Genomic DNA, 244 nt, shown 5'->3' with positions numbered 1-244 from the left:
CTGTATTGTTTGAAGTCGCTGTAAAAACAGAATTTCCACCCACAGGAGATAGTGCCGTGATGGTACGCCTAGATTCTTTTTGACTAGTGCTAAACGCGTTATTAGGTGTCACAATAACAGGAAGCACCGCCTGGGTACCTGCAACTTGGTAATTAAAATAAGGATACCCTAAGTTAAAGCCGGTAGTAGTACCTCCATTGTCTATATCCCACACATCTTGAGTTCCATTGGTTGTTTCTAGAAC

The 244-nt window shown here is 42.2% G+C and carries 1 protein-coding gene; it reads right to left on the bottom strand.

What is annotated here, in order from left to right; all coding sequences use genetic code 11:
* Window positions 1–244 (bottom strand): hypothetical protein (locus Q0662_RS11960; RefSeq protein ID WP_298950182.1); only part of this gene is annotated, 244 nt, incomplete at both ends.

It is taken from the genome of uncultured Polaribacter sp., from assembly GCF_947503855.1.
Classification (GTDB): domain Bacteria; phylum Bacteroidota; class Bacteroidia; order Flavobacteriales; family Flavobacteriaceae; genus Polaribacter.
This window is presented reverse-complemented; position numbering and strand designations above follow the sequence as displayed.